Origin of the sequence: Paenibacillus sp. FSL L8-0494 (assembly GCF_038003695.1) — a bacterium.
Classification (GTDB): domain Bacteria; phylum Bacillota; class Bacilli; order Paenibacillales; family Paenibacillaceae; genus Paenibacillus_AQ; species Paenibacillus_AQ odorifer.
This window is the reverse complement of the sequence record NZ_JBBOPQ010000001.1, coordinates 3,290,887-3,315,673: the sequence shown is the minus strand read 5'-3', so window position 1 is coordinate 3,315,673 and position 24,787 is coordinate 3,290,887. Positions and strand designations below refer to the sequence as shown.

At 42.1% G+C, this 24,787-nt stretch carries 21 protein-coding genes and 1 riboswitch; of the genes, 4 read left to right on the top strand and 17 right to left on the bottom strand.

Annotated features, from left to right (window positions below):
* Positions 1-6 precede the first annotated feature (6 nt).
* The 10 genes from NYE35_RS15215 to NYE35_RS15170 all read right to left on the bottom strand — a co-directional run bounded on the left by NYE35_RS15215 (position 7) and on the right by NYE35_RS15170 (position 13,326).
* Positions 7-1,572, bottom strand: a complete 1,566-nt coding sequence (locus NYE35_RS15215) for an ABC-F family ATP-binding cassette domain-containing protein (RefSeq protein WP_341121515.1) — start codon at positions 1,570-1,572, stop codon at positions 7-9.
* A gap of 445 nt (positions 1,573-2,017) precedes the next feature.
* Positions 2,018-3,328 carry a voltage-gated chloride channel family protein gene (locus NYE35_RS15210; RefSeq protein ID WP_038570813.1) on the bottom strand — a complete coding sequence of 437 codons (1,311 nt, stop codon included), beginning with the start codon at positions 3,326-3,328 and terminating at the stop codon, positions 2,018-2,020.
* Positions 3,329-3,395: 67 nt separating this feature from the next.
* A riboswitch (Fluoride riboswitch) is annotated at positions 3,396-3,458 on the bottom strand.
* Positions 3,459-3,465: 7 nt separating this feature from the next.
* On the bottom strand, positions 3,466-4,188 hold the full coding sequence (locus NYE35_RS15205) for a YebC/PmpR family DNA-binding transcriptional regulator (protein WP_036678376.1): 723 nt from the start codon (positions 4,186-4,188) through the stop codon (positions 3,466-3,468).
* A 165-nt stretch (positions 4,189-4,353) separates the two neighbouring features.
* Positions 4,354-5,481, bottom strand: a complete 1,128-nt coding sequence (locus NYE35_RS15200) for a 5-methyltetrahydropteroyltriglutamate--homocysteine S-methyltransferase (RefSeq protein ID WP_076105623.1) — start codon at positions 5,479-5,481, stop codon at positions 4,354-4,356.
* Positions 5,482-5,620: 139 nt separating this feature from the next.
* Complete coding sequence (locus tag NYE35_RS15195) at positions 5,621-6,736, bottom strand: 5-methyltetrahydropteroyltriglutamate--homocysteine S-methyltransferase (RefSeq protein ID WP_036678098.1); 1,116 nt, start codon at positions 6,734-6,736, stop codon at positions 5,621-5,623.
* Positions 6,737-6,752: 16 nt separating this feature from the next.
* The gene (locus NYE35_RS15190) at positions 6,753-7,685 is read right to left on the bottom strand and encodes a LysR family transcriptional regulator (protein ID WP_076105621.1); all 933 of its coding nucleotides are present in this window, start codon (positions 7,683-7,685) and stop codon (positions 6,753-6,755) included.
* Positions 7,686-7,805: 120 nt separating this feature from the next.
* Complete coding sequence (locus NYE35_RS15185; RefSeq protein ID WP_036678103.1) at positions 7,806-8,933, bottom strand: phosphodiester glycosidase family protein; 1,128 nt, start codon at positions 8,931-8,933, stop codon at positions 7,806-7,808.
* 174 nt (positions 8,934-9,107) lie between these two features.
* Complete coding sequence (locus tag NYE35_RS15180) at positions 9,108-10,649, bottom strand: TPM domain-containing protein (protein WP_341121513.1); 1,542 nt, start codon at positions 10,647-10,649, stop codon at positions 9,108-9,110.
* Between the two features lie 610 nt (positions 10,650-11,259).
* Positions 11,260-12,192 (bottom strand): cysteine synthase A, encoded by a 933-nt coding sequence (cysK, locus tag NYE35_RS15175; RefSeq protein ID WP_038570807.1) that lies wholly within the window; start codon positions 12,190-12,192, stop codon positions 11,260-11,262.
* Between the two features lie 111 nt (positions 12,193-12,303).
* Positions 12,304-13,326, bottom strand: a complete 1,023-nt coding sequence (locus NYE35_RS15170) for a LacI family DNA-binding transcriptional regulator (RefSeq protein WP_036678110.1) — start codon at positions 13,324-13,326, stop codon at positions 12,304-12,306.
* 315 nt (positions 13,327-13,641) lie between these two features.
* Between NYE35_RS15170 and NYE35_RS15165 the strand changes: the two genes are divergently transcribed.
* Positions 13,642-14,694, top strand: coding sequence for a 2,3-butanediol dehydrogenase (locus NYE35_RS15165; RefSeq protein ID WP_038570804.1), 1,053 nt, complete (start codon positions 13,642-13,644; stop codon positions 14,692-14,694).
* Between the two features lie 687 nt (positions 14,695-15,381).
* Here NYE35_RS15165 and NYE35_RS15160 read toward each other — a convergent pair.
* The gene (locus tag NYE35_RS15160; protein ID WP_036678116.1) at positions 15,382-15,978 is read right to left on the bottom strand and encodes a GNAT family N-acetyltransferase; all 597 of its coding nucleotides are present in this window, start codon (positions 15,976-15,978) and stop codon (positions 15,382-15,384) included.
* Entirely contained in the window at positions 15,975-16,655 is a 681-nt protein-coding gene (locus NYE35_RS15155; protein WP_036678119.1) for an HAD family hydrolase, read from the bottom strand. Before NYE35_RS15155 ends, NYE35_RS15160 begins: the two co-directional genes overlap by 4 nt.
* Positions 16,656-16,784: 129 nt before the next feature.
* On the opposite strand from NYE35_RS15155, the gene NYE35_RS15150 reads away from it, so the two are divergent.
* Positions 16,785-17,279 (top strand): DUF6803 family protein, encoded by a 495-nt coding sequence (locus tag NYE35_RS15150; protein ID WP_076296735.1) that lies wholly within the window; start codon positions 16,785-16,787, stop codon positions 17,277-17,279.
* Between the two features lie 78 nt (positions 17,280-17,357).
* Here NYE35_RS15150 and NYE35_RS15145 read toward each other — a convergent pair whose 3' ends face one another.
* On the bottom strand, positions 17,358-18,806 hold the full coding sequence (locus NYE35_RS15145; protein WP_038570799.1) for an MDR family MFS transporter: 1,449 nt from the start codon (positions 18,804-18,806) through the stop codon (positions 17,358-17,360).
* Positions 18,807-18,959: 153 nt separating this feature from the next.
* Between NYE35_RS15145 and NYE35_RS15140 the strand changes: the two genes are divergently transcribed.
* The gene (locus NYE35_RS15140; RefSeq protein WP_036678125.1) at positions 18,960-19,508 is read left to right on the top strand and encodes a PadR family transcriptional regulator; all 549 of its coding nucleotides are present in this window, start codon (positions 18,960-18,962) and stop codon (positions 19,506-19,508) included.
* A 60-nt stretch (positions 19,509-19,568) separates the two neighbouring features.
* Here the strand turns inward: NYE35_RS15140 and NYE35_RS15135 are convergent, their stop codons facing one another.
* The 4 genes from NYE35_RS15135 to msrA form a co-directional block, all read right to left on the bottom strand.
* Complete coding sequence (locus NYE35_RS15135; RefSeq protein ID WP_341121509.1) at positions 19,569-20,966, bottom strand: sensor histidine kinase; 1,398 nt, start codon at positions 20,964-20,966, stop codon at positions 19,569-19,571.
* Entirely contained in the window at positions 20,963-21,670 is a 708-nt protein-coding gene (locus NYE35_RS15130; protein WP_176462543.1) for a response regulator transcription factor, read from the bottom strand. Before NYE35_RS15130 ends, NYE35_RS15135 begins: the two co-directional genes overlap by 4 nt.
* Before the next feature lie 97 nt (positions 21,671-21,767).
* On the bottom strand, positions 21,768-22,958 hold the full coding sequence (locus NYE35_RS15125) for an ArsR family transcriptional regulator (RefSeq protein ID WP_076222602.1): 1,191 nt from the start codon (positions 22,956-22,958) through the stop codon (positions 21,768-21,770).
* A 170-nt stretch (positions 22,959-23,128) separates the two neighbouring features.
* Positions 23,129-23,641, bottom strand: coding sequence for a peptide-methionine (S)-S-oxide reductase MsrA (gene msrA, locus NYE35_RS15120; protein ID WP_036678131.1), 513 nt, complete (start codon positions 23,639-23,641; stop codon positions 23,129-23,131).
* 161 nt (positions 23,642-23,802) lie between these two features.
* Here msrA and NYE35_RS15115 point away from each other — a divergent pair, with 161 nt between their 5' ends.
* Positions 23,803-24,711, top strand: coding sequence for an aldo/keto reductase (locus NYE35_RS15115; protein WP_076105614.1), 909 nt, complete (start codon positions 23,803-23,805; stop codon positions 24,709-24,711).
* Positions 24,712-24,787: the final 76 nt, after the last annotated feature.

The following is a 24,787-nucleotide window of genomic DNA, read 5'->3' as shown; positions in this document are numbered from 1 at the left end:
TTAACCTTATCTATGGCTATACTTTAGTTCTCTATTTCTATTTTCATCCACAATATTGATTACACGATCCACCCACCCTTGATAAAATTGCTCCTCATGAGAAACCAGAATCACTGTACCTTTAAATTGGATTAAAGCTTTCTGTAAAGCATCTTTTGTTTCGGCATCTAAGTGATTGGTGGGCTCATCTAAGATTAAGAAATTACATGCTGTAAGCAATAAAAGACACAGCTTAACTTTAGATTGTTCGCCACCGCTGAGTGTACGGATAGGCTGTGTAACGTGACTATCTTTTACAACACATAATGCTAGATGACGACGTATTTCCTTAATAGTCAATTTTGGATAAAACGATGAGACGATTTCAATAGGTGTCATGTTATCGTTTTCCCAAATTAAATCTTGCTCGTAGTAACCAATAGAGACTTGTTCGGCAAAGCGGAAAGCCCCGGCAACACAGGAGATTTGACCAACTAATGTTTTCAGCAATGTTGATTTTCCGATGCCGTTAAAGCCTGTAATGACTATCTTTTGTCCTCCTCGAATCGAAAATGTTAATTTGGGCAGCAGCGGTTTGACGTAACCAACCACCAGATGGTCTACTCTAAGCGCAACTTGTGCATTAACAGGAAGCTCTTGAAAACGGATAGATGCTTTAGTGACAAACGTCGGTGCAGCGACTCTCTCCATACGATCCAGCTGCTTCTGACGGCCACGGGCAATTCTAGAATTAACACCAGCACCATTTTTCCGGATATATTGCTCAGTGGCTTCAATTTTTTTCTGCTGTGCATGGTACTGCCGGATATGGCTCTCGCGAAAATGCTCCTTCTGTCTCAAAAAATCAGCATATTTGCCATGATATTTCTTAATCGTTTCCCCTTCAATATCGCAAATGCTTGTTGATATTTTATCGAGAAAAGCATAGTTATGAGAGACCACAATGAAGGCTTGATCGAACGCTATCAGATATTCAGCAAGCCAGTTAATATGCGTGGTGTCGAGATAATTGGTGGGCTCGTCGAGCAATAACACATCAGGTTGTTCAAGCAACAGCTTTGCCAATATAACTTTGGTTCGCTGCCCCCCACTAAGCTGATCAATAGGACGGTCCATCCCCATTGCGTTTAATCCTAGCCCCGTAACCACTTTACTGATATTGCTCTCGATAGAATAATAGTTGAGCGCCACGAGTCGTTCCTGAAGGTCTGCTGCCTTCTGCAAAAGCACTTCATTGCCAGTAACTGCACATTCCGCATAAAGTGCATTCATCTTTTCTTCCATTTTGTATAATTCAGTGAACGCTAGCCTTAAATAACTTTGAACTGTACTTGACCCATCAATAACCGCGTATTGATCAAGATGGCCTATTTTGATATTGGGCTGCCATTTAATCGTTCCACCATCAGGGATCACCTCGCCCGTCAGAATACCAATTAATGTGCTTTTCCCTGTTCCATTCTGACCCACCACACCTACATGCTCCCCTTTGTAGACTTCCAAAGAAACCTGTTTATACAGCACTTTATCTCCAAAAGCATGTGATAAATTAGAAACCTCAAGTAAACTCATTTACTTTCCTCTTTTCTATAATTGTTTTTAAGCACAAAAAAAGCAGAAGACACCGCGCCCTTGGGCGCAAGCCTTCTGCTTATCCGTGCACGAATAGACGGCACAAATAGATAATTGTCAGTTTGGAAACTGAACATTATAAACACAAAAGGCTGTAGACGAAAATTGTCTACAGCCTCTTAATCATTAACATCGGAAGATGGCGTAATCAAATAAGCATGAATAATCACACTAAAATGACCTAGCTATCTTTCGATGATATAAAAAGCGATTCGCTTTTTGATTAAGCTCCGGACAACGTTTCATCGTTTGTATCCGATTGTTCGGAGCAGCTTCTGGTATATAATTTTTCAGTTTCCACATGAATCATGTTGAACCATCCCTTCGTTTGGCTACATTTTAAATCGTGTACCCGCACTTGTCAACCACCATCCGAGAGGTGCTGTTATTTTTTGCGGGCGCGTTTGACCGTACCGATCCTAGTCCCTTGAGGAATTGTAATGAACTGGCTCTTCGATACACCGATAAGCTGTGAAGTATAAATACTACTATGTCCGGAGAATAAATAACTCACCACACAAGCGATAAACATGTATATGGCTCCTTCCGAACCAAACAGCTCGATCCCCATTAAAAAGCAAGCGATAGGCGTGCTAGTAGCTCCACAGAAGACAGCAATAAAACCGAGGGCAGCTAAAAAGGGTCCATACACATGTAATATTTCAGCCAAAGCATTGCCTAGTGTGGCACCAATCACAAATAACGGAGTAACCTCACCACCCTGAAATCCTGTTCCTAAGGTAAAGGCAGTAAAGATCAGCTTCCATAAAAAAGCGAACGGTGAGATATCTCCCTCAAAAGAATCCTTGATTAATGGAATTCCGAGGCCTAAGTAATCACGAGACCCTACAAGGAATACTAAGGCAATGATAATTAATCCACCTACTGCACCTTTTATCATTGGATTGCTTATCATGGCGGTGAAGATTCTTTTTAGAAAATGAGTCAGTTCACTGAAAAGCATACTCACGAGACCAAAAATTACAGAGGCCAATACCACTTTTAGAATAATCATTAAACTTAAGGCTGGAAATTCATTCACTACATAGTGTGTATGATGAACGCCCCACAATCGAGTGGTGACCAGATCACCAACAAAGCTAGCCACAAAACATGGAAGTAATGCCTGTTGACTAATAAGTCCAATGGTTACTACCTCTAGACCAAACAAAGTTCCTGCTAGTGGAGTGCCGAATATAGATCCAAAACCACCGCTAATTCCGCACATTAACAATATTTTGCGATCCATAGGACTGATTTTAATCAGCTTTCCGAACCATTCCGCAAGGCTTCCGCCCATTTGAACAGCTGTCCCTTCACGCCCAGCGGATCCACCAAATAAGTGGGTTACTAATGTTCCGAACAACACCAATGGAGCCATTCGCAAAGGTATGGTTTCTTGTCCGTCCTGAATTTGTTCTAGAATGAGGTTATTGCCTTTAGAACTGTTCTTGCCATATCGCATATATAAGAAACTAACAAGTACTCCCCCAAGAGGTAACAAATAAAGTAGCCACGGATGCTCTAAACGTACATCTGTAACGTAATCCAAGCTTTTCAGAAAAAAAGCAGAGGCGGTGCCGGATAAAATGCCAACCACACTACCAAGCACAATCCATTTGATAAAAGTACTCCAAAGTGCAAAATAACTTCGCTTCTTAGTGATTTCAAACCATCGGGTAGACCATGGATTCATCTCGACAGCTCCTAAGGACAAAATAAATTAGTCTCAACAATAAAACAGACCCCTACCAGGGAAGCTCACACTGGTAGGAGTCATTAGTCTCAGAGAGACAGTTATGGCGAACTCCATCGCCCTTTATAAAACTTAAATTATTCTTCTTCTGAATCTACGTTATGATACACTTGTTGAACATCTTCCAGGTCTTCCAAAGCATCAATCAATTTCTCGAATTGAGCTTGAGCATCTTCTGGGAGTGCCACATAGTTTTGTGGAAGCATGTTTAACTCAGCAACAGTAAATTCAGTGATGCCTGCATTTTTGAATACTTCTTGCACTGCATTGAACTGATCAGGCTCTGCATAAACAATAACTGCATCATCCTCTTCCAGCACATCGCGTACATCAAGTTCTGCATCAAACATCATTTCAATTACTTCATCAGCAGTTTTACCTTCCACACCTATAACGGCCGTAGAGTCAAACATGTAAGCTACTGATCCGCTGACACCCATATTTCCGCCATTCTTACTGAAGGTTGAACGGATCAATGGAGCTGTCCGGTTAACGTTATTTGTGAGCGCATCAACGATGATCATTGAACCGCTAGGTCCAAATCCTTCATAACGAAGCTCTTCATAATTTTCTTCAGCGCTGCCTTTAGCTTTATCAAGCGCACGGTCAATGATCGCTTTTGGTACATTGTAAGTTTTTGCACGTTCTAATACAACTTTCAGAGCCCGGTTCGCTTCTGGATCGGGTTCACCCTTCTTTGCTGCTACATAAATCTCAACACCAAACTTTGCATAAACACGACTTGTGTTTGCGTCTTTGGAAGCTTTCTTTTCTTTAATATTATTCCACTTACGACCCATATTGTTCCCGCTCTCTTTCAACATGAATTAAAAACAATTGTTACTTATTATACCCTTCTTCGATAGCTCTAGTAAAGTGCAGTAGTAGGTTAATCCTCTAAGCTGTCACAATACGCATAGAAAAAGGCTTCTGATTCAATCAGGAGCCTGCTAATTTTTTATAGATTACTGCCATATTTCATCTGCAATCTCTTTAATAAACTGCAGTTTGTCCCATTGTTGTTGATCTGTCAGATGGTTTCCTTCTTCCGTAGAGGCAAAACCACATTGTGGGCTCAGGCACAACTGATTGATATCCACATATTGCGAAGCTTCTTTAATCCGTCCTATGATTTCTTCTTTATTCTCAAGCTCACCTGACTTCGAACTGAACAAACCTAAAACCACTTGTTGATCTTTAATAAATCTAAGGGGTGCAAAATCTCCGGCCCGATCCGTATCGAACTCCAGATAGAAACCATCTACATCCACCGTTCCGAATAACACTTCTGCGATAGGCTCGTATCCGCCGGATGCTGCCCAAGTGGACGCATAGTTCCCACGGCATACATGCATCGTAATTACCATATCTGCTGGATGATCTTTTATCGCTTCGTTATTTACAAATGCGTATAGCTTAGCGATTTCGTTAACATCTACACCCTCTTTTTGACGAGCTTCCCAATATCCTTTATCACAGAGCATCCCCCATGTGCAGTCGTCCAATTGCAGATTACGGCAACCTGCCTCATAGAAGTCGCGAATAACTTCACGATAAGCTGCAGCAATATCAGCCACTAGTTCATCCTGGTTGTTGTAAACCGCTACAGTAGTCTTTTGATTGCGCTGAAGTTCAGCAAGGAACTGCGCTGGCGAAGGAATCGTTTGGCGAGCTACTACATCATTTCCCGCTATGCTAACCAATTGTCTGTAGTCAGCGATCATCGGATGGTTAGTCCCACGGATTTTTCCGGATAATTCTGCAGTTTCCGCTCTAGTCTCTACACCATTAAACAGGTAGCCCACTGGGCTGACTTTCTTTGTTACCCCTTCAAGGCCCCACATAAAATCTAAATGCCACCAAGAGCGGCGGAACTCTCCATCCGTTACACCTTTTAATCCGACCGCTTTTTGTCTTTTCACGACTCTGGTAATCTCTGTATCTTCAACCTTGCGCAATTCATCAGCGGAGATTTCATTATTTTGATATTGGACACGAGCTCTCTTAATCGTTTCCGGACGTAAGAAGCTGCCCACGATATCTACTCTGAATGGCACTTCAGTTCTTTGATTTCCTTTTTGGATGGTACTCATAGGGGTTCGTCCTCCTTCATTGTCTGTGCCTTTCTGTTGAATTCACTATAGCACTGTACAATCAGGACAGGGTAACTCCTAAAAACTATGGCCTACCATAAGCTTACGCTATAGCAGGCCACCAAATTAGCTTATTTAATTATAACCAGACCTCTCGGGCGGTTTCGATCACAAGGCGTACTTTATCCCACTGCTCTTCTTCGGTTAGAATATTTCCTTCCTCCGTAGAAGCAAATCCACACTGGGGACTTAGGCACAGCTTCTCAATATCTACATATTGCGCGGCTTCTTCGATCCTTGCCTTAAGCTGCTCTTTACTCTCCAGACCCCCATGTTTGGTTGTCACTAATCCCAACACTACAAATTGGTCTTTAATAAATCGTAAAGGCTCGAAATCACCAGCTCGTTCATTATCATATTCCAAGAAAAAGGCATCAACTTTTGTATTGGAAAAAAGCACCTCGGCAACAGGCTCATAACCACCAGCAGCGAACCAAGTGGAGCGAAAATTACCTCGGCATACGTGCAGAGCGATGGTCATATCATGCGGACGCTTCGCAATACTCTCATTAATCAGCCTAACATAATCCTTTGCTAACTGATCTGGATCTGTACCTCTACTGCGTAAATGTGCGCGATGTCTACCACTGCTCAGCGTTCCCCAAGTTGTATCGTCTAACTGGAGGTAACGGCAGCCTGCATCGTAAAATGCTTGAATCGCAGTTTGGTAAACCGCTATGATATCTTGAAATAAAGTTTCCTTATCAGGGTAAACTTCATTTCCATTAAACTCCTCCACAAAGTGAAATAATGCAGGTGAAGGAATCGTCATTTTGGGTATTCGGTCTCCCGCCATTTGCTTGAGCTTGATAAATTGCTGGAGCATCGGATGATCTTCAAAGGAAATTCGGTCAACAATTCGGAATGATTCCGCGCGCTGAACCGTTTCCGCTCTTCCACTCCCTTGGTTTAAGTTAATTTTTTCAGTTCCTTTAATTCCAACAAAGAAATCAAGATGCCACCAGGAACGGCGAAATTCACCATCTGTAACTGCTAATAATCCTACTTCCTTTTCTAGTTCCAGTAGTTTAGCAATCTCAATATTCTCTATTTCATAAAGCTCACTTCCTGTGATTTCACCATTCTCATATTGGAGGCGGGCTGCTTTAATTTCTTCCGTACGCAAGAAGCTGCCGACGATATCATAGCGAAAGGGTGGAGCATTTCTCTGGGTGCCAGTTACGGGTCTAATCATACCGATCCTCCTACAGCTATAGTAAAAAATGATTTAGATCAAAATAACTTCCGGAAACCAAGTCATTTAAGATTTCTATATACTTGGATGCCATCACACTAGGTCTGCGATCTTTATGTGCAATCCAACCAACCGTGAATACTTCATTACTCTCAAATGGAATCGTCTTCAGTCCATTACCGTTCAGATCGGATGCCATGATTCCTGTACCCACCGTATAACCGTCCGTGCCCATTAATAAATTGGTCAAGGTTGCCCGGTCATTCACTTTAATATTCTTCTCAATCTGAGAAAAACTTAACATTTCCTCCGAGAAGTGAAGTGAATTGTTCTCACCTTGTTCAAAAGTAATATACGGAAAAGGTAAAATATCGTCCTGCGAAATCCTTTCCTTCTGGGCAAGCGGATGTCCAGTTCTGACATAAAGATGTGGGTCGGTATTAAAGAGTGGTGTGAATTTCAGATTACCATCACTGAACAGCTTATTCATATGCTTATAGTTGCTCTCGTTAATATAAAGAATCCCTAAATCGCTACGGAGGGTACGCACATCTTCGATGATGTCGTAGGTTTGCGTCTCTCTCAAGCTGAAGTTGTACTCTGAGACATCACTTTGCTTCATGAGACTCACAAAAGCATCTACCACAAAAGCATAATGCTGAGTCGAAATGGAAAAATAGATTGGGCTACGCTTTTTCCCAGTATAACGATTCTCCATAAGCTCTGTTTGTTCAATGATTTGACGGGCATATCCGAGAAATTCCATTCCTTCTACAGAAATGCTTATTCCACGGTTCGTCCGTTCAAAGATGGTAATCCCAAGTTCATTTTCAAGCTCTTTAATAGCGTTGGACAGGCTCGGTTGAGAAACAAAGAGCTTCTTTGCCGCCTCATTCATGGAGCCACTATTTGCAATTTCGATAGCGTAGCGGAGCTGCTGCAACGTCACTCCTATTCCCCCTGTTCCAGACCTATTCGTACTGCATTCTGTTTCATACTAGCTGATATCGTAGCATAAATACATCTCTCATTCCAAGATAATCCTTTTCAGGTGCCCAATAACGCGTACTTATTGTGTTCTCTTTTTCCCAGCATCAATCTTGGCAGGATCTAGTCCTTTCCAAATATTTGGCATATCAACCTGTTCTGGATGCTCAAAAACTAAAAAGGCTGTAGGCAAATACCGCTCACCATATTGGGATGAAGGTTTATTCATAATCTCATTGTCTTTTACAAGTACCGTAGAAGATCCACCATCAAGATTAGCCGCTATCACGGCTCCATGCTTAAGCAAAATTTGCTGCACATCATAGAGATTTGCTCCAATACTATAAGTAGGCTGTCGACCGTCAATTACCACAAAAATAATAGCGCCATCTGCCCGCTGACCCATTGCTGTTCTAGGTGCAATCCCCCAACCTTCCGCTGCATTCTTAATCAATCCTTTGCCATTGACGATTAGCCGCGGGCTAAAAGTAACTGCCTCCTGAACCCCCATTTTACTAATCTCATCTAGTGTATAATTCCCGGCAACCATTTTTCCTTGTTTATCAAGACCAACAATCTGTGTAGATTTTTTACCGCCTAGACCGTTGTAATATAATTTACCTTGAGAGACTACAATTCCTATAGGTTTAAAACCGTTACCTTTCCAGTTCGGATCAGCGAACCCACCACCGTTAACTCCGGCGACAGCGCCTGTACGCTTCACCATACTGGTTACTTTTTCACCTGAACCAATCTTATTAGGTATTCCTAGCCGGACTTTGGTTGGATCATTAACAATCATTACATATCCGGTATAACCACTGCCTGAGACATTCTCAATCTCGACAAGTGGCTTCTCTACCACCTCAGGTTCGGGAGCGATCGTATGTGTATCTATTTCGTCCCCCATCTCTTCAAAACGGGCGGTATACTCGGTTACCCGGTCCTTCAGTTGATCTTCACCTATAATATATTTAGCCATATAGCGATGTTGTGTTGTAATTAGCGTATCTGCGATCGTATAACGTAAGTTCTGAGCCGAGGGTGCAAAATAAAGCCATCCACCAGCAGCGATCATTAAGAATAAGCAGAATAAAAAAACTTTGGATAAGGTGCGAAAAAAACTCCGTTTCTTACGCTTTTTTATTGGTTTCTTAACAGGTTTCTTATTGCGTGCATTGGAACGTTGAGGTAATGATGAAGTGCTCACTTCTAAGTATTCCTCCCTAAATATTACTAATTTGATAATATGTACAACTCGTCCTTATCATAGACGATGATTTTCGTTAAAAGTTTCTATTTGAGTAATAGTCATCATTTCAAAAACAAAAAAGAGCAGGTTTCCAAAGTTTTGGCTACCTGCTCACATATAGCTAATCAAATTCTAATGTCTTCCTACTCCACCTCCGCCGCTAGCGCTACCGCCGCCACCTGATGAGCCACCACCGCCGGAATAACCTCCTCCACCGGAAGAGCCACTATCATTGTTAGATCTGCTGCTGCTTGAAGAGCTGGAAGAATGTCTTCCTGCTCCTCCACCACTGCTGGAACCTCCACCACCATGGTTCTCGTTGCTTGAGGAATACCTTCCTGCACCGCCACCGTTAGTAGAGCCTCCGCCACCACTGTTTCCCCAGAAGCTTGACTGTGAGTTATTGGATGGTGTATTTCTATGATGATTATGATGGTGATGATAATAACGTCTGTGCCATCGTCTGCCATAACCGTAATCCGCTTGACCATGCCAAGGACCATAACGGCGTATATTCCTTTGACTATATGGATTAAATGGCAAACCATACATTTCTATATATCTATTGCGTCGTAAAGCAGTAAATCCAAATAAGATGAGCGAACCAAAAATCGCTGAGAAAATTAGAAAAGCCTTGCTTTTACTAACCGCCTCACCTCCACTTGTAGCTGTAGTAGAGGAAGTACCAGAATTCGTTGTAGTTCCAGGATTAACATTGTTTCCGTTGTTTCCAGTGACTCCTTGCGGATGATCCGCTCTCGCTAACAAGAAACTGTAGAACGAATTAACTGTCGTTGTTGATCCCGTTCCGTAATCTTTTTTCACAAATTGGGGTTCAAGCACGGTATTTAAAATATTACTAATAGCCTCATTGGTTAAAATCTTGTCGATATCCTTGCCTTGTAGAACATGATAGTTGTCTCCGCCTATGTCCAATACAAGCATAACATCCTTAGGACCAGCACCTACCGAAGCAAACTTCATATAGGTATAGTCCTGCAATGTTTTATCTCCAGCATTTTTTACGGTAACCACATAAATTCCACTTCCGGTTGTTGTTTTATATCTGTTGCTGGAATCGTTCAGATAGTCTTTAGTTACTTTTTTGAGCACACCCGCATTATCGGATACGTAATTTTTGGTGCCAACATTTTCTGCCCAAGTACCGCCCATAGCTTGAATAAAAGCTCCATACGTCTTCCTAGCACCATTACTGTATGTTTTAGCTGCGAAATCCGGCTCAAGATATTGTGAAAGAATCTCTTTAATCTTACTGTTAGGCAATGATTCCTCTATACCTTTACCTTGTACCGCCCAATAATCATCATCTTTTATAGAAAGGAGCAGCAGCAGACCGTTATTTTTATCCGCAGCCCCCACACCCCAGCTATTGAAAAGCGATTTTGCATACTCTTCCATCGAAACCCCTTCAGTAGAGTCGACAGTTACAAGCACAACTTGAGCTCCAGTAGCCTGATGTAATCGAATACCGTAGTTCACCATGTAATTCTCTGCTTTCTCGTCAATCACATTCGCAAAATCATTCACATAAAATGAACCCGTATGCTTAGGTACAGCAGTTTTGGCTAAACTTACAGCCGGCAAAAGCAATACACTTAACAATAAGGCAGCAAGTGTGGTACGTAGCAGTATTTTTAGAGTTCTCGTGTTCATATGTACCTCCTGATCTATCATTATCTCTCTTATTTATCGGTTACGCGCGGTTAGCGGAATAGTTCCATTTTATTCTAAACTGGAAATTACACAACAGGAAAAAACGATTAGAATTTGTGAGGCAGGTGATTTAAGGCGTGCGAGTCGCTTTAGGGGCAATCATCGTGTTGTGTTGATGGATCAAACTCAAGAACATTGGAGTTTTGGAATCCTCCTACTGGATAACATACTTTTCGCCGATGCATCGGACGCAGGAGACGTTATTTAGTTCATTTGCGGGTTTACTGTAAGCTATCGGACTCAGTTGCAGCTATTTACTCAAAACCACACCACTTATCCGCAAATGTTGGCCAATAAGTGCTATACAGTCCGATACCTCGGCAAAATGAGCTTAAAAGGCGAAATAGATGCTATACGGTCCGTAACACACTAAACTCTCTTAGCTACTTGTAATAATGGGAGTTTTGGAATCCCTCTTAAACTTCTTAGTTACTTGAGATACCCGGAATCTTGAGATACCCAGCCAATACTCCAACAACAAAAAGACTCAGCATATTGCTGAGCCTCATGAATTTAAAGCCAATTAGTTGGATCTCGAGCTCATGTTCCGTTAAAAATCAAACAGAGTAGTTGTTAAGTAACGCTCACCGGTATCCGGCAGAATTACCACGATGGTCTTGTCTTTATTCTCAGGACGCTTAGCGATTTGTGTAGCTGCGTAAACAGCTGCTCCGGAGGAGATACCCACCAGCAAACCCTCTGTTCTCGCAAGTGCACGTGATACGCTATAGGCATCATCATTTTTCACCTGAAAAATCTCATCCACTACCTCATTATCGTAATTCTCCGGAATAAAGTTAGCTCCAATGCCCTGAATCCCATGTCCCTTAGGACGGCCTCCTGATAAAACAGGGGAGTCAAACGGCTCGATGGCAACGATTTGGACTGCGGGGTTCTTTTCTTTCAACGCTTTTCCAACACCCGAGATAGTACCTCCAGAACCAACACCCGCTATAAAAATATCTACATCTCCATCGGTATCCCGCCAAATTTCCTCAGCTGTAGTCGTTCTGTGTATTTCCGGGTTCGCAGGATTGCTGAATTGTTGGGGAATAAATGAATTTGGAATTTCCGCAGCTAATTGTTCTGCCTTTCTTACAGCTCCGCTCATCCCTTCAGTTCCCGGTGTTAACACAAGCTCAGCACCTAGTGCCAGCATTAATTTACGGCGTTCAATACTAAATGTATCTGGTAGGACGATGATCAGTGAATACCCCAAGCTAGCAGCTGCAAAAGCAAGTCCAATCCCAGTGTTTCCACTGGTAGGCTCAATAATGACAGAATCTTTATTGATGAGACCTCTCTCTTCCGCATCTTTGATCAATGCATACCCAATACGATCCTTAACACTACCTGCAGGATTAAAGGATTCCAGCTTGGCAAGAACCCTTGCTTCTACGTTTTGGGTTTTACTATACTTTGAAATCTCTAATAACGGTGTATTTCCGATCAGATCGGTTAAGCTCTTGTAAATATTAGCCATTATGATCCGCACCTCATTTCTTAATTTCCAATCAAATTACTCTGTATTAAGTCTAGCAGGATTTAAAGGATTTACAACCTATTGATTCTTATTAGTCGCAAATTGAGGCCGTTAATTCGTACTACGTCTAACCGAAACACTCGACTCTCGCACGATTAATCGTGGATCAAGCTGCACCCTTTGATACTCCCCGGTAATATTATCCTGAATACGTTGTAAAAGAAGCTGTGTGGCTAAACGCGCCACTTCATTCCCCATGATGGAAACCGAACTAATCTGAGGCGTTGTAATAGTTGTCCATGAGTTATTATCCACCCCAACCACCGCCACATCTTCCGGAACACGAACGCCTAATTCTTTAAAACGATTTACAATACCTATCGCCACCATGTCATTCACTGCATAAATAGCGTCTGGCATATGTGTCAGGCTGTAGAAATAATCAGCGGCTTGTAGCCCCGTTTGCAAGGAAAAGTCTTCGCCAAAATAAACAAGCGAAATATCCACTTGTTTTAAAGCTTGCTGATAGGCAAGATAACGATCTTCAATAAGATCTTTTTGAGCTCCTGCATATGCAATTCTAGTTCGACCGATATTGATTAAATGCTCCATCACTAATTGACCTTCAAAACGTGACAAGCTGACGATGTCTGCTTTCACATTTTCTGTGATTCTTTTCCCGTAGTTAATGATGGAGACCGGAACACTCGATTTATTAATTAACTCTACCATGGTCTTTGGATAAGCAAGAGGCATGATAATGAGTCCATCTACATGTAATTTTTTGACCTCACGAATCGTTTCGAGCTCAGTGCGCGGGTTGCCAGAAGTATTAATTTGAATTACCCGATAGCTATGTTGTTTAGCGGCTTGCTCTACGGACCAGGCGATATCCGGAATAATTGCGTTGCGGATGTCAGGAACGGCCAGAGCAATTTGCTTCGTTTGGCGGATTTTAAGGCTTTGCGCAGAGGTGTTCGGAGTGAAACCCATCTCCTCAATCACTTGAAGTACCAGCGCCTTGGTCTTGGAACTAATTCCCTCTGAATTATTAATGGCTCTTGAGACAGTAGCAATACCTACCCCCGCCCGTTTCGCTACATCCTCTATGGTTACTTTGTTTTTATTAGCCACTCTGATAGTCCCCTTATTTCCGGAATCGTTTTCGTATTTATCTTTATTCCGCTCATCTAAAGTCAAAATTTCAATGTATAGATTATAACATAATAGTACATAGAAGAATACTTATCTCAGCTGCTAATGCGAACCTAAAGTCTTGATATACCTCTGTTTTAGTGAAATATTTCACTAATTTTCGATATTAATATTTTCATTATTTAAATTTGACAATATGAAAATTATGTGACATATTTGTTCTCGGAAACGTTTCCTCTTTTCCAAAAATAAAACACTATTTATTATCAATTATTAATCTAGGAGATGAATGATATGCAGGCATTAAGATGGCATAACGTCAAAGATCTACGGTTAGAAACGATTGAAGAACCAGCAGCCCTTGAAGGAAAAGTGAAAATCAAAATCGAATGGTGCGGAATTTGTGGCAGCGATCTTCATGAATATGTAGCCGGCCCTATTTTCATCCCCCAAGGTACTGTTCATCCCCTTACTGGTGAAAAAGCTCCAGTCGTAATGGGACATGAATTTTCTGGACAAATCGTAGAAGTAGGTAAAGGCGTTAGCAAGTTTAATGTTGGTGATCGCGTCGTCGTCGAGCCTGTTTTTGCATGTGGTGAATGTGTGGCTTGTCGACAAGGTAAATATAATCTTTGTGAAAAAATGGGCTTCCTAGGTTTGGCTGGTGGTGGCGGTGGATTCTCAGAATACGTCGCAGCAGACCAACATATGGTGCACAAAATTCCAGACAGCTTATCCTATGAACAAGGTGCTCTCGTGGAACCTTCTGCCGTTGCTCTACACGCTGTTCGTTCCAGTCAACTAAAGGTTGGAGATAAAGCTGTAGTATTCGGTGCTGGCCCAATCGGTTTGCTGGTCATTGAAGCTTTGAAAGCATCCGGTGCAGCGGAAATCTATGTTGTAGAACTTTCTGAAGAACGTAAGAGTAAAGCTGAAGAACTCGGTGGTATTGTAATCGATCCTAAACAATATGATGTGGTCGAAGAAATTCAAAAACGTACCGATGGTGGCGTAGATGTTGCTTTTGAAGTCACTGGCGTCCCTCCCGTTCTAACCCAAGCCATTAATTCCACTAAATTGAGTGGACAAATCATGATCGTTAGTATTTTCGAAAAAGATGCTACGATTACTCCAAACAATATCGTACTTAAAGAACGCAACTTAACTGGTATCATCGGATACCGTGATGTTTTCCCAGCTGTAATTAGCTTGATGGAACAAGGGTACTTCCCTGCTGAGAAGCTTGTTACTAAGAGAATTAAACTGAATGAAGTGATTGATCACGGGTTTGAGGCACTTTTGAAAGAAAAAAATCAAGTGAAAATCCTTGTAAGTCCTAAACAATAACCATAAGCAGCCTATTGGCTGAATCATAAAAGAAGGCGCTGCCCCAAGCAGCTCTTTCTAGAATTTGTAGCGGTCTCTGTTATTAAAAAACAACCAGGCAGCGATACTCCGGGAATTGGAGTATCGCTGCCTGGTGTTTTTGATCTGTAGCGGGGCTTAAGCAAATTTATGGGCAAATCCTTATACACTCTGATTTAACCCGCTTAAACATCCGCTGATCCACCAAAGTATAATTGTCCACACACTATGCTGGAGCTGCCAAGTCTGATGCTCTTGAGGGATCCTTTCGAACCGTCCGTAGCTTCCGTTGTATCCCCTCTTAGTATACTTCTAGCACCTAATTTAAAGGATTTGAATGAATAATGGAGAGTGATATAGGGTAAATGTGAAATAACTGCATTCTGTGCACTTATTCCGGATGAAAAAGCAACTATACTTGTTTTAATTGTATTCTGTACAATTAAAAACCTAAAAATCTACCTATACGGAAGTAAATGAGGAAAATAGATGTACTAAATACAGTTATATCTATGACCCAACCAATTAAGGAATTATAGTTGTACAAAATACAATTAAACGCTCTGCTTCAACTAATTGCTTCCATCGCCACTCTGATTCATCTATTCTAGATGAAGTGTAGCTCCCTATGGAACAGCCCCTAGCCCGTTTGTTTGCTACTATCTATACTTATGCGTATTTATCATTTATCAAATAATGCAGATTCTCTTTTACAGCAGGCCATTCGGTATCCAATATGCTAAAGACCACATTATCATGAATCGATCCGTCAGACTTGATTCTATGTTTGCGCAGAACTCCTTCTTTAACCGCCCCAATTCGTTCTACTGCTCTTTGTGACCTCAAGTTGTTCGCGACCACTGTAAATTCTACACGGATCAGCTTAAGTTCTTCAAAACAATAGTGTAGCAGCAGCGACTTGCCCTCTGTGTTCACACTAGTCCTCCAATAATCAGGCGAGATCCAGGTACATCCGATTTCCGCATTGCGATGAACCAAATCCGGATGCATAATCCTTGTGGTTCCGATAATTCGCTCCGTTGCTTTATCAATGATAGTAAAGGTAATTTGTGAACCGTTTTTTTGATTTGCTAAAGCTGTTGAGATTAATCCTTGCACCTGCTCGTCCGACGTTATTTTTCGCCAGGTAAATTCCCAGATGTCTGGATTTCTTAACACTCTCGCCAATCCTTCTGCATGACTTTCATCTATTGGAACCAGCTTAATTGTTTTCCCGTCAAGTAGTTCAGTATTCATAACACTCATTTGGTGCACCGTTCTCTCAATGAAATATGCTGAATGATATCTGCAATTTCTTCCACACGAAAGGCGATATGGTCTGCTCCGGCTTGTTCAAGCTCTTCCTTGGGACCATAACCAAAAGTCACTCCAATAGATTCGACACCACAGCCAATAGCACCGATCATATCATGCTTACGATCTCCTATCATTACCGCTTCCTCTGGATGTATGTCATTCTCATCAAGCACGTACTGAATAACCTCTTGCTTCTTAGAACGGGTACCGTCCAGATTACTTCCTCCGATATGTTTGAAATAATGATCGAGCTTATAATGCTCAAGAATCTGTGCTGCAAAAACAGTCGGTTTGGAGGTTGCTACATACAATGAGTATCCATTCGTCTTAAGTCCCTCCAGCAATTGGGGTATACCTTCAATCACCATATTCTCAAATAATCCCGTGGCACTGTAACGCTCCCGGTAAAAAGCAACCGCTTGAAGCGCTTGTTCCTCAGTGAAATGGTGCAGCTCGATAAATGAATCATATAACGGAGGACCTATGTAAGGAAGAAGCTCATCCAAATGTTCGATCTGTATATCAAATTTGTTCAAAGCGTATTCTACGCTTTTGGTGATGCCTTCTTTGGGGTCTGTTAAAGTACCATCTAAATCAAATAAAATGTTTTGTAATCCTCTTCCCACGGTTGTCTTGCTCCCCTCGACTGTTATTATTGCATATATTTATCATACCTTCGTTTCCACATACTTTCCACATACTTCTCGAATACGATAAGTAACCGAAGCTATTACATATTATCGGAGGAATATCTTATGAACATGACGCATTACATGTCTTTGCTAGCGGACAACCAGCCTTGGAACTTGATTATATTCATGGCAATCCCCGTGATTTTCGCTGAGACGATTACCATTACAGAGTTTATTATTTTGTTCACCAAGAATCTAACAGCCCCGCTACGATCCTTCAACAAAGTCTGCAGCATACTCGCAGGGTTATATTTCACAGGGGTATTCCTTTACTTGTTCCCAACTGCGTTTATTCCTTTGTCTGTGAATGGGGAATGGCACACATGGGTTGATATTGTAGCCGTGGGCTTCTATTTAAGCGGAGTACTCTTCTTATTGCCACTGGCTTTGTTAGATCTTGGTCTAATTGCTCGTAAACGATCGGAAGAGCACAAGATGAAGCTGCATTTTCTGCTTATTAGTGGATTCTTGGTCGTAGCGCATATCGCGATGATATTTGGGATGATTAATCCGGAAATTGTGGGCAGTATGGGTGGAATGGGCGATATGATGCATTAAAGTTTATTAACATAACGTAATCTAAGACAAAAAGCAGATCAAGGATCAAACCTTGATCTGCTTTTTGTCTCGTACCGGTTATCCCGCGCTTTGTACAGTTACCACAGTACGCTTCTTGCGTAATAAAAACATCAGCGGAAATCCAAACAACACGATAATGGAACCTACCACAAAAACATCATTCACACCCATCGTGAACGATAGTAAACGTATCGAATCTGTATTACTTGCACCGGAGCTGATCAACTCTTTAGAGTGGAGTAAAGATCTACTCGACAACAGGGAAGTGAATACTGCAATCCCAAGTGAGCTTAACACATTGCGGACCCAGTTGTTGATCGACGTAGCATGCCCAGACCATTCGACGGGAATTTCCTCCATTGAGGCTGTACTGCTTGGAACATTGGCTAGTCCAATGCCGAGATTACGAACGACCATCGCCCACATAATAAAGCTATAAGATATGTTCGTTTGCAGCCGACTAAGCATGAATAAACCGATGAATATAAATAAAATACCCGCAGAAATCAACTTCACAGGTCCGAACTTTGGATACAGCTTACCTACGATTGGACTCAGCAAGGCAAGGAGGATCGAGGACGGCAATAAAATCAGCCCTGTTTTAAGCGTTGTAGCCCCTTCTACCGTTTGTAAGAACAAAGGGGTTAAATAGGTTCCGGCATACATCGCAATCGTAACCAAACTATAGATACTAAGCATGGCGGTAAAACGGCGATTACGGAATACACGCAAATTCAGCAGAGGCACCTCCGCCTTCAGCTCGCGCAAAACAAACAAAATTAACAACACAACCCCCAAAAGGATTAACGATAAAGTTTTCCATGAAGTCCATCCCCAGCTGTTGCCTTGGCTAAATGCGGTTAATAACGATAAACTACCGAGGACAACGGTGAGGAAACCAGGAATATCAAATGACTTCGGAATATTCATTCGATAATATGGGATTAACGTTAGGGTTAGAATAACAGCTATAATTCCAATAGGAATGTTAATTAAGAATAACCAATGCCAGCTGGCATATTGGAGCAGCCAACCGCTAAACGTCGGACCTATGGCTGGCGCGACCATCGCGGATAGCGACCAGAGGCTTACAGCAAACGGTCTGCGTTCTCCCGGTATTACTTGAAATATGATGGTCATCGTACAAGCCATAATGAGACCGCTACACGAACCCTGAAGCATCCGAAATACAATTAATGATGTTGGATCCCATGCCAAAGCACAAAGCAAAGAGAACATGGTGAATCCCATCAAGGCGAAAAGATAAAGCCTTTTGTAGCTGAATCTTCCTCCGAGATATCCGGCGAGTGGTGCGGTTACTCCTGTCGCCAGCATAAAACCGGTGACCATCCATTGCATGGTGTTCAGACTCGTATTGAAATGATCCATTAAAAGAGGAACAGCAATGTTGATCGTCGTTGTACTTAAGACAGAGACGAAATTTCCGAAGAATATGGCAATCATGATCGGCCAAAAATGTATTTTGCTTGCTTGATTTTCTTCCATGCTTCCCCTCCTCATTATTTTTTATATGTCTACTTTTACATATATAAGGTGACTTGAATAATGTTATAATCGTATGATCAATATGTCAATGATGACATATCCCCGAAAAATTCAATGAAAACGGATTTATAATAACTGGAGGGCTTTATAGTAATGAATACACTGTCTTATGGACTTCTAGCTTTACTTAGCGCTAACTCATTGTCTGGATATGAATTAACTCAGAATATCAAGCCGCTCTGGCGTGCTGGACATAGTCAAATCTACCCTCTATTAATGAGCATGGAGCAACAAGGTTATATCACCTTTAAGCTCATTGAACAGACCGACAAACCGGATAAAAAAGAATACTCCATTACGGAAGCAGGACTGAAGCAATTGCGGCAATGGGTGGAAACTCCTGCTGAGCCTCCGGTGCTGCGGGATGAACTGCATTTTAAGCTGTATAGCTTATGGCTATCCAACCCGGCAGAAGCCAAGGACCTATTACTAAAACGTGCAGAGTTTTGTAAGAGTGAGTTGGAGCGATACAAGGTTTTGCTCAAAGCAAACGAAGTCTTGCGTGATGAACGCGGTGAGACTCGTGAGTTAAAAGCCACAACTTTTGGACGTTATTTACTGATCCGCAAACGTGTGCTTGATATGGAGAGCTCTATACAATTTTGCGAATGGGCACTTGAAGAGCTTGAGTCGAATCAATAACATTATAAACAAGCAAAAAAGAGACCTCATTTTGTATCTGAAGTCTCTTTTTACTTACATTTATTCGGATTTAGATAGATTCAATAGTTGCACCTCGCAACGAGTACCCGCTCCAGGCTGACTTATCATTCGAATCTTGCCTCCATGCAATTCCACCAGCTTTTTAACAATGGAAAGTCCCAGACCTGAACCGCCGTATTGTCTTGAACGTGATTTCTCTACCCGGTAGAAACGCTCGAAGATATAGGGAAGCTCTTCCTCAGGAATACCTATTCCTGTATCTTCAACAATTAGAGTTGCAGCATCCGCTGCAAATTCCATATGAACAATAATCTCACCTTCATCCGTATAACGAATTGCATTTTCCAGAAGGTTCATAATAATCTGTTCCATACGTTTTTGATCTCCACGGATCATATACGCATCTCCGCTAAGCTGAAGCTTCAGCAGTAACCCCTTCTCCTTTGCTTTCAGTTCAACTCTGCGCACGGCTTGTTCCGCTAGCTGACTGAGATCGATCCACTCTTGGGTAAGAGTAACCTTTCCTTCCTCCATCTTTGCCAGTTCAAATAAATCATCCACAAGATGCTGGAGCCGATGTGCTTCCTGATGAATGATATCCAAGTATAGATCTCTTTCCCCTTCGGTCTCGTAAAGTCCATCTTTTATTACCTTGGTATACCCCTCCAAATATGTAATGGGCGTTCTCAGCTCATGTGAGATATTTACCAGAAATTCCTGACGTGTATCCCTGTATCGTTGCAGATCGACAGCCAGATCATTTATAGCCTCTGCCAAAAAACCAATCTCATCGTTGCTACGTATAGAAAGTCTCGTTTCCAGCTCGCCAGCCGCGATTTTCCGGGTTGCCTTTTGCATCTTGATCAGAGGTTTGGACAAAATCATGGCGATCACACCAGTGATCCCTATAGCCAATATAAAAGCCCCTATTCCTGCAATCAGCAGCAGGTTCCGGATGGAAGCCAAAGATTGCTTCATACTCTCTGTAGAGGACATTACATAAAGTGCAGACTGAGTTGTATCCCCCTCCATTATTGGTTTTCCAATGATAAAATAGGAATGTCCAGCAGGATCTTTATACTCAAAATCAACACTTTTCCCAGCGAAAATCCGGCTAACATCCGAAGCTTGGATGAATGAACGATCCGAACGATCATGTACACCCGAGTGGAGTATCACATTGCCATCCTTCGAGATATTAAAGATACTGACATCCGAAAATTCTGCAAAGGTACTCATCATCTGCTCATTTGAACTATCCTGCGATTCCGCCATTCCGATAAAATGTGAGGTGAGTTCCTCCGTCTCTTTTTGCATCTCGTTGTAATAGAAGCTTGTAAACATCCGGTCTATAGTAATTCCAAGAACAAGCAAAACTACTAAAAAAACAGACATTATAATATAACCAAGCTTAAGTCCGATGATGTTATTTTTCATACCAGATTACCTGGAGCGTGAAATTTATAACCTAACCCCCACACTGTTTGAACCGGATTATAGGAGAGGCCTGCCTTATGCAATTTCTCACGGATATTCTTAATATGGGTGTCGATAACACGATTCTCCCCCTCATAATTATTCCCCCATAATCGTTCCACCAGTTCTTCTCTCGTAAAAACCCGGGTAGTGTTTTGCGCCAAAGTAGCCAGTAAATCAAACTCCTTGAGAGTGAATTCAATGGATGTATCCTGAATATGTACCTCCCTAGCTTCTGGGTATATTTTAAAATCAGGGTATGTGAGCACCTTATCCTGAGGTTGGTGGGCAAATGTAAGTGTTGAACGCCGCAGCAGAGAATAAATCCTAGCCACTAATTCTTCCGGCTCAAACGGTTTAGTAAGATAATCATCTGCTCCTATACCGAGACCACGTACCTTATCCTTGGTTTCAGAACGTGCGGTTAGCATTAGAATTGGGATAGAGCTTGTCTCCCTCACCAGCTTGCAGACCTGCCAGCCATCCATATCCGGCATCATCACATCCAGCAAGATTAGGTCAAAGCTGTGTTGTTTCAACAGTTGGAGTGCCTCATGACCCGTTGACGCCTCTTTTGTAGACATCCCTTCTTTACTTAAATAAATCCGCAATAAATTCCGCATGTTCCATTCATCATCTACGATCAGTATCTGTAGCTTATTCAAGCCGTTCACCCTCTTTATGACCTAGTTCTTCTCATTATACAAAAAAATACAGAACAAGCCGACATCATCCCTAAATGATGCCAGCCTGTGATTATGGTTAGTGGCCGGAATGCGGATTGCCTCCTGCAGCAGGTGAGATTTCTAGCATATCATCAATTTCACTTTGTGCTCGCTCATTTATTGCAAGGTTATCTCCAGTTATCCAAGCATGATTGTAAGGACCTTCCGCTGGTGAATCTTGAAATTTAGGTTGAAGCTCCATCATATACTCCATTACTGAATCTGGCAGCCCGTCTTTTTCTGTAAAAATAAGCGGCGCATGTTTCCCCAAATGGGAAAACGGCGCAGCGGCGATAGCGAGCATCGTTGAATCCGTGGTTAACAAAGACAGGTTATGACCGGGTGTAGTGATTCCCCAGCCGAATCCGTTATTGGCATCCTTAAAACTTGCAAAAGCTATAGCGTTCTTAAAAACATCTTGTCCAGCTATACGGGTAACTGTTCCGTATTCTTTTAATTGCTTTTCTACATCTGCTGAGACAATGTCTTCTGGTCCTAGGATATAAATAGTTGCACTACCTCCACGTTCTTTTAAAGCCTCGACCGTTGAGTTAGGAATTTCGTCTTTGGTTACATAGAGTAGAGGTTCCGGCATATGTGCGATCCAATTCACTGCTGGCAGCGTGTACTCAGGGCTATCCATAGAACCAATTATGACCGACTTTGGAAGTTCGCCGGCTGCTTTAGCGTAATAAGTATCTATAGCCTGAGCTACAGCCGCTGGCTCATCCCCTTCTATCCGGTCTACTTTTAAATCAATGGCCTTTAATTGTTGTTCTACATTAGATGCCATAGGCCCAACAAGCACTACCTGAACCCCATTATTGCCATCAGCACCTATTGGATTCAGTCGCTTAAGTTCTGCGAGGGTAACCTCAGGAACCCCATCTTTTGTGGTATACAGGACGGGGCCGTTACTGGGATGATGAATCAAATCTGCACTAACTGCGGCAATCTGCCAATTACTCACATCCGTCAAAACTACACTTGAGGGTCTATTATTCTTTGTTTGCGCAGTCCATAAAGTCTGAGAAACTAACACTGCGGCTTGAATCGGATCTGAAGTGTTAATGCGAGTAGTATTCTTCGTAGCTATCCAAGGTGGCTCCACCGTTGCAGAACTAGCATGCGAATTAACCTTAGATGGAACATTATTGCCTGATTGGCAGCTTGTTATCACTGTACTCAAAAGCAAACTAACGGCAACAAATGGTATGATTTTTTTCATCCTAAACCCTCCTGTGTGATGTTCTCGCTTGATTTAGAGTAGTTTAGTCTACAAATGTGTGGAAAGTATGTAGAATTTAAAATAAATAAAATTTGTATATAATGCAAAAAGAGCATCCCGTAAGCCATGTATGACTCAGGATGCTCTTGGTTTAAAGTTTTTTTCAACACTTACCAGTGTTTAGCGATAAAAGTATCCCGACCGGATTGCTCCCGATCTTCTTTGTAGTGCTTAGGATTCTTATGATGATAATCCTGATGATACTCTTCTGCACGATAAAAAGTTGGCGCCGGAAGAATTTCCGTAACGACTGGACCGGAGAATCTGCCGCTGCCCGCAACCTGTTCTTTCGAGGCAAGAGCCGCTAACCGCTGTTCTTCATTATAATAGAAGATAGCTGTCCGGTACTGAGTCCCTCGATCCTGGAATTGTCCACCATCATCGGTAGGGTCAATCTGAGGCCAATATAATTCAAGCAGCTTCTCGTATGAAAAAAGCGCTGGATCAAACGTAATCTGCACAACCTCGTAATGCCCCGTTGTTCCGGTTTTGACTTCTTCGTAGGTTGGATTCTCAGTTAACCCTCCCGCATATCCCGATACAATTCCATGAATGCCTGGTAATTCCTCAAACGGTGTCACCATGCACCAAAAACATCCGCCTGCAAACATCGCTTGTTCCATATGATCAAATCTCTCCCTATCTATCTTCATCTAATAAATAATATATGCTATGACGATAAAGCCAAAAGATCATAAAGTCAATGGAAGTCAGCAGCACCATTAGAATTCAAATCTCCAAAACGTTATAATATAACAACAACAGAAGTAGAAAGGAATGCGCTATGAGAAAAAATCGTTTAGGACAATCCGATTTGCATGTAAGTGAAATAGGACTTGGCTGTATGTCTTTGGGTACGGATGAGGCGAAAGCCATTTCCATTGTTCATGAAGCACTCGATCAAGGAATCAATTTTGTTGATACAGCAGATCTTTATGATGAGGGCCGTAATGAAGAGATTATTGGCAAAGCCATTCGTCAACGTCGACAGGATGTAATCCTGACCACAAAAGTTGGCAACCGCAGAATTCCCGGTCAAGAAGGCTGGAGCTGGGACCCTTCAAAAGCCTATATTAAAAATGCAGTCAAAGATAGTCTCAAACGGCTGCAAACGGATTACATCGATCTATACCAGCTGCATGGCGGCACTATTGAAGATCGAATTGACGAAACGATTGAAGCTTTTGAAGAACTTAAGCAAGAGGGTCTTATCCGCTATTATGGGATCTCTTCTATTCGTCCTAATGTAATTAGAGAATATGTGAAAAAATCAAATATTGTAAGTGTTATGAGCCAATATAGCATTTTAGATCGACGTCCTGAAGAAGAAATCCTCCCTCTGCTAGCCAAGCATGGAATTAGCATGATCGCACGCGGGCCTTTAGCGGGGGGCATTCTATCAGAGCGTGGCCGCAGCAAGGCGGAAAAGAATTACTTAGATTACAGTAGTGAGGAACTTCTGAATTTGCATGATCGGCTTTCACAGGAAACTAGCGACTCTCGCAATCTTGCACAAACAGCGCTGCATTATCCACTAGCTAATCCATCTGTAGCCGTTATTATTCCTGGGGCAAGCAGTCTGGAGCAATTAAAAAGCAATGTAATGGCTGCTGATGTAGCTCCACTCACTTCGGAGGAACTTGCAGACATTCAGCAGATGAGCAAAGCAAATCGTTACAAGCTTCATGTATAGATTAGTCACTTTCGTTAAAAACAATGGGGTGTCCATAGCCATACAATGGCTGTTGGGCACCCTTACTTTTTGAATC

What these genes read in the sequence shown, in the direction of transcription:
- NYE35_RS15200 (WP_076105623.1), bottom strand. Translation starts at nt 5,481, where the DNA reads ATGAGTACCATCCAAAAAGGAAATCAAAGAACTGAAGTGCCATTCAGA.
- msrA (WP_036678131.1), bottom strand. Translation starts at nt 23,641, where the DNA reads ATGGAACAAGCGATGTTTGCAGGCGGATGTTTTTGGTGCATGGTGACA.
- NYE35_RS15195 (WP_036678098.1), bottom strand. Translation starts at nt 6,736, where the DNA reads ATGATTAGACCCGTAACTGGCACCCAGAGAAATGCTCCACCCTTTCGC.
- NYE35_RS15135 (WP_341121509.1), bottom strand. Translation starts at nt 20,966, where the DNA reads ATGAAAAATAACATCATCGGACTTAAGCTTGGTTATATTATAATGTCT.
- cysK (WP_038570807.1), bottom strand. Translation starts at nt 12,192, where the DNA reads ATGGCTAATATTTACAAGAGCTTAACCGATCTGATCGGAAATACACCG.
- NYE35_RS15165 (WP_038570804.1), top strand. Translation starts at nt 13,642, where the DNA reads ATGCAGGCATTAAGATGGCATAACGTCAAAGATCTACGGTTAGAAACG.
- NYE35_RS15115 (WP_076105614.1), top strand. Translation starts at nt 23,803, where the DNA reads ATGAGAAAAAATCGTTTAGGACAATCCGATTTGCATGTAAGTGAAATA.
- NYE35_RS15160 (WP_036678116.1), bottom strand. Translation starts at nt 15,978, where the DNA reads ATGAGTGTTATGAATACTGAACTACTTGACGGGAAAACAATTAAGCTG.
- NYE35_RS15215 (WP_341121515.1), bottom strand. Translation starts at nt 1,572, where the DNA reads ATGAGTTTACTTGAGGTTTCTAATTTATCACATGCTTTTGGAGATAAA.
- NYE35_RS15125 (WP_076222602.1), bottom strand. Translation starts at nt 22,958, where the DNA reads ATGAAAAAAATCATACCATTTGTTGCCGTTAGTTTGCTTTTGAGTACA.
- NYE35_RS15210 (WP_038570813.1), bottom strand. Translation starts at nt 3,328, where the DNA reads ATGAATCCATGGTCTACCCGATGGTTTGAAATCACTAAGAAGCGAAGT.
- NYE35_RS15145 (WP_038570799.1), bottom strand. Translation starts at nt 18,806, where the DNA reads ATGGAAGAAAATCAAGCAAGCAAAATACATTTTTGGCCGATCATGATT.
- NYE35_RS15140 (WP_036678125.1), top strand. Translation starts at nt 18,960, where the DNA reads ATGAATACACTGTCTTATGGACTTCTAGCTTTACTTAGCGCTAACTCA.
- NYE35_RS15150 (WP_076296735.1), top strand. Translation starts at nt 16,785, where the DNA reads ATGAACATGACGCATTACATGTCTTTGCTAGCGGACAACCAGCCTTGG.
- NYE35_RS15205 (WP_036678376.1), bottom strand. Translation starts at nt 4,188, where the DNA reads ATGGGTCGTAAGTGGAATAATATTAAAGAAAAGAAAGCTTCCAAAGAC.
- NYE35_RS15180 (WP_341121513.1), bottom strand. Translation starts at nt 10,649, where the DNA reads ATGAACACGAGAACTCTAAAAATACTGCTACGTACCACACTTGCTGCC.